2 protein-coding genes and 1 tRNA gene are annotated in these 3,866 nt (G+C 31.5%); 2 read left to right on the plus strand and 1 reads right to left on the minus strand.

Features of this window, described 5'->3' with window-relative positions; genetic code table 11:
- Positions 1–665: 665 nt before the first annotated feature.
- Positions 666–1,535, plus strand: a complete 870-nt coding sequence (locus tag BOW55_RS20495) for a DMT family transporter (RefSeq protein ID WP_129026308.1) — start codon at positions 666–668, stop codon at positions 1,533–1,535.
- Positions 1,536–1,696: 161 nt separating this feature from the next.
- Here BOW55_RS20495 and BOW55_RS20500 read toward each other — a convergent pair.
- Positions 1,697–1,774: transfer RNA gene (locus BOW55_RS20500), tRNA-Val, on the minus strand.
- A 266-nt stretch (positions 1,775–2,040) separates the two neighbouring features.
- On the opposite strand from BOW55_RS20500, the gene BOW55_RS20505 reads away from it, so the two are divergent.
- Positions 2,041–3,831, plus strand: a complete 1,791-nt coding sequence (locus tag BOW55_RS20505) for an ABC transporter ATP-binding protein (protein WP_129026310.1) — start codon at positions 2,041–2,043, stop codon at positions 3,829–3,831.
- Positions 3,832–3,866: the final 35 nt, after the last annotated feature.

The raw sequence follows: 3,866 nt of genomic DNA on the forward strand, positions 1-3,866 counted from the left end.
ATGGTATACTTTGCAAAAGAGTGATTAAGATTTTGCAATATTGATCGAACATAAAAATATAATAAAGGACCATTAAAAAACATGCTGACAAACCTATCTGCAAATACGTTTTTGACAATTGCGGATTAAAATTATAAAATACCGATTTCCCAATCCTTAAACTTAAAGACAACAATAAAAGTCCAAGAAATAAATCCGATTTAGCTTTGTTCTGTTTGAAGAATAAAAAATAAAAACTCAAAACAACACTATTAAAAACACCTAAAGCGCTTAGAAAAAATAATATTTGATTGTCAACATTCATTAATCAGGAAATGTGCTTTCTTTTTAGAATTGTTTACTGCTAACTTAAATATACCCGCTAAAAACGGTCGAGCAAGTTTTTTACAATACTACATAAAAATATCAAAACAGTATGTACGTTTTTCATAAATGGAATATTATTTTTAAGTATTGACTTAATCAGTTTTTTTGCTAGTTTTGCGATTGATAAATAAAGAATATGAACAGAAAGAGTTGTCTTCCACCACCAAGATTTTAATATTTCTTAGAAATTTTAAAAGCGCTGCACGAATATTTTATTCGCTGTTTTATTGTGCTTAAAATTCTCAATTAAATTTTAATTTAAAAATCTTGTCTCGAAAGGGATCGGTAGATAATTTTTTATGAAAAAATCATATTTATTATTACACTTCGCTGTAATACTTGCCGGCTTTACCGGTGTTTTTGGGAAACTCATTTCTCTTAATGAAGGTTTATTAACTTGGTACAGAGTCTTTTTTTCTGCTGTCATTTTATTTTTAATGCTAAAGTTTTTTAAAGTACTAGACCAAACTACATCAAAAGAAAAGTTTGATATTGCTAAAATAGGTTTGCTAATTACCATACATTGGGTTTTCTTTTATGCAAGTATTAAATATTCTAATATCTCTATTGGTGTTATTTGCTATTGTTTGACCAGTTTTTTTACTGCGGTTTTCAAACCTTTAATAGATAGATCTAGGTTTAAATTTTCTGAACTATTATTAAGCATGCTGACTTTATTAGGTATCAGTCTGATTTTTCATTTTGACAGTTCCTATCAGCTGGCTATAATCCTAGGCGTAATTTCATCGGCTTTTGCGGCGCTTTACACTATTTACAACGAAAGACTCGTAAAAGTTTACGACAGTAAAATTATCAACTACTATCAGATGATAGGCGGAACAATTGGTTTAGGAATTTTGCTTCCTGCTTACCTTTATTTTTTTCCTGCGGAAAACCTTATTCCTGATTTCAAAGATACTTTTTACCTGATCCTATTATCACTTTTCTGTACAGTTGGATTATATGTTGCCTTTGCCGAAGTATTGAAAAAAATCCCTGCCTTTACAGTTAATCTAAGTTTTAATCTTGAACCTATTTATGCCATTATATTAGCATTTATGTTTTTCGATGAAAGCAAAGAAGTAAATACTTCATTTTATATCGGATTATTTTTTGTTATGATTTCGGTTGCTCTGCAATCGATAATTTCTTTAAGAAAAAGCAAATAAACCTACGATAGAATAAACACAAAAGGCACAAGAAATTATACTTGTGCCTTTTATTTATTTGATTCTTGAAGAGTCTTTTTGATTTTTCTAAATCTGTTTTTCCAAAATACTTTTTTTATTTTTTATATAAAAAAAACTCCTTAATTTCTTAAGGAGTTTCTTGGTGGGCGATGAGGGGTTCGAACCCCCGACCCCCTCGGTGTAAACGAGGTGCTCTGAACCAGCTGAGCTAATCGCCCTATTTTACTAGGCTGCTATCATTTCGTGATTGCGAGTGCAAATATACAGCTAGATTTCGTATTTGCAAGCATATTTTAAAAAAAAATGAAATATTTTTTCGATTTTATATTTACCACTCTATTTTTCAGCTCCTTAAATAAAACATAAAAAGCACTGTTTTCTTACTATTTAGTTAAAAAACAAAATCTGAATGTCTAATTTATAATAACACTTTGTATTCGCTTGCCAGAATCATACATTTGCATTACTTTAATTGTATATACAAATGGCAAGATTTCAAGAAAACGATTTACCTAAAGCTAAATTAGACTCTAATTCTCTTCAAAAAGCACTCAGAATTTTTAAATACGGTAAAAACCATAAATGGAAATTTTTTCTAGGCTTAATTTTTCTACTACTAACCAGCGCTACTGCCCTTGCCTTTCCTAAATTAATGGGAATGCTCGTAGATTGTGTAACTAATAAAAACCTAAGCAGAGCCAATGAAATTGCTGTAGGATTAATGGTTATTTTAACATTACAGGCAATATTCTCTTTCTTCAGGATTTCACTTTTCGTAAACTTTACTGAAAACTCATTATCTAACATTCGTTTTGCCTTATATGAAAATTTGGTTAAACTGCCAATGTCATTCTATTCACAAAAACGCGTAGGAGAACTAAACAGCCGAATAAGTGCTGATATATCGCAATTGCAAGATACTTTCACCACAACAATTGCTGAATTTTTACGTCAGCTGATATTGATTATTGGAGGTTTTGTAATATTAGGAAGCATTAGCCCGAAATTAACTCTTATGATGCTTGCAATTGTACCAATTGTTGCGGTAGCAGCAGTTGTATTTGGAAGGTTTATTCGTAAGTACGGAAAGAAAACTCAGGATAAAGTAGCCGAAAGCCAAGTAATCGTTGAAGAAACATTACAGGGAATAAGCAATGTAAAAGCTTTTGCCAACGAATGGTATGAAATTCAGCGTTACAAAAATAAGATCAAAGAAATTGTAAAAATTGCTATTAAAGGAGGTCAATATAGAGGTTACTTTGCTTCTTTTATTATATTATGCCTTTTTGGATGCGTAGTTGCCGTAGTTTGGTACGGTATTACATTAACTATTAAAGGAGAAGTTGAAGGAGTTGGAGATTTAATTTCTTTTGTACTTTATACTACTTTTATTGGTGCTTCTTTTGGAGGAATTGCCGAAATGTATGCACAAATTCAAAAAGCAGTTGGAGCAACCGAGCGTGTTTTTGAATTACTAGAAGAAAAACCAGAAGAAATTAATGCAAAACCAAATGCATCAACTTTAGAAAAAATAAAAGGAAATGTTACTTTTAAAAATGTAGCATTCAGTTACCCTTCCCGTAAGGAAGTTCAAGTTCTTAAAGATGTCAATTTTTCTGCTGCTTTTGGGCAAAAAATTGCAATTGTAGGTCCGAGCGGTGCCGGAAAATCAACAATCTCCTCTTTACTTCTTCGTTTTTACGATATTACTTCGGGAGAAATTATAGTTGACGAAAAAAACATTTATGACTACGATTTAGAAAACCTTCGCGGTAATATGAGTATAGTTCCTCAGGATGTTATATTATTTGGAGGAACTATAAGGGAAAACATTGCCTATGGTAAACCTAATGCTTCTGAGGACGAAATTGTAGCGGCTGCAAAACAAGCAAACGCGTTCAATTTTATTGATGGTTTCCCTGAGAAATTTGAGACTTTAGTTGGAGAACGCGGCGTTAAATTATCGGGAGGACAACGTCAGCGAATAGCAATTGCACGAGCATTACTTAAAAACCCAAGTATTTTAATCTTAGACGAAGCAACTTCATCATTAGACAGCGAAAGCGAAAAACTAGTTCAAGAAGCTTTAGAAGTTTTAATGGAAGGAAGAACAAGTATCATCATCGCTCACCGACTTTCGACAATCAGAAATGCAGATAAAATTTTGGTATTAGACAATGGTATAATTACTGAAGAAGGTACACATCAGGAATTGATAAACTTAGAAAACGGAATTTACAAAAACCTTAGTAATCTTCAATTTAGCAATTCTTAATTTATAAAATTCAATAAAAAAATAAGCCGTCTCAA

This window comes from Flavobacterium sp. YO12, assembly GCF_004119495.1.
Classification (GTDB): domain Bacteria; phylum Bacteroidota; class Bacteroidia; order Flavobacteriales; family Flavobacteriaceae; genus Flavobacterium.

What these genes read in the sequence shown, in the direction of transcription:
- BOW55_RS20505 (WP_129026310.1), top strand. Translation starts at nt 2,041, where the DNA reads ATGGCAAGATTTCAAGAAAACGATTTACCTAAAGCTAAATTAGACTCT.
- BOW55_RS20495 (WP_129026308.1), top strand. Translation starts at nt 666, where the DNA reads ATGAAAAAATCATATTTATTATTACACTTCGCTGTAATACTTGCCGGC.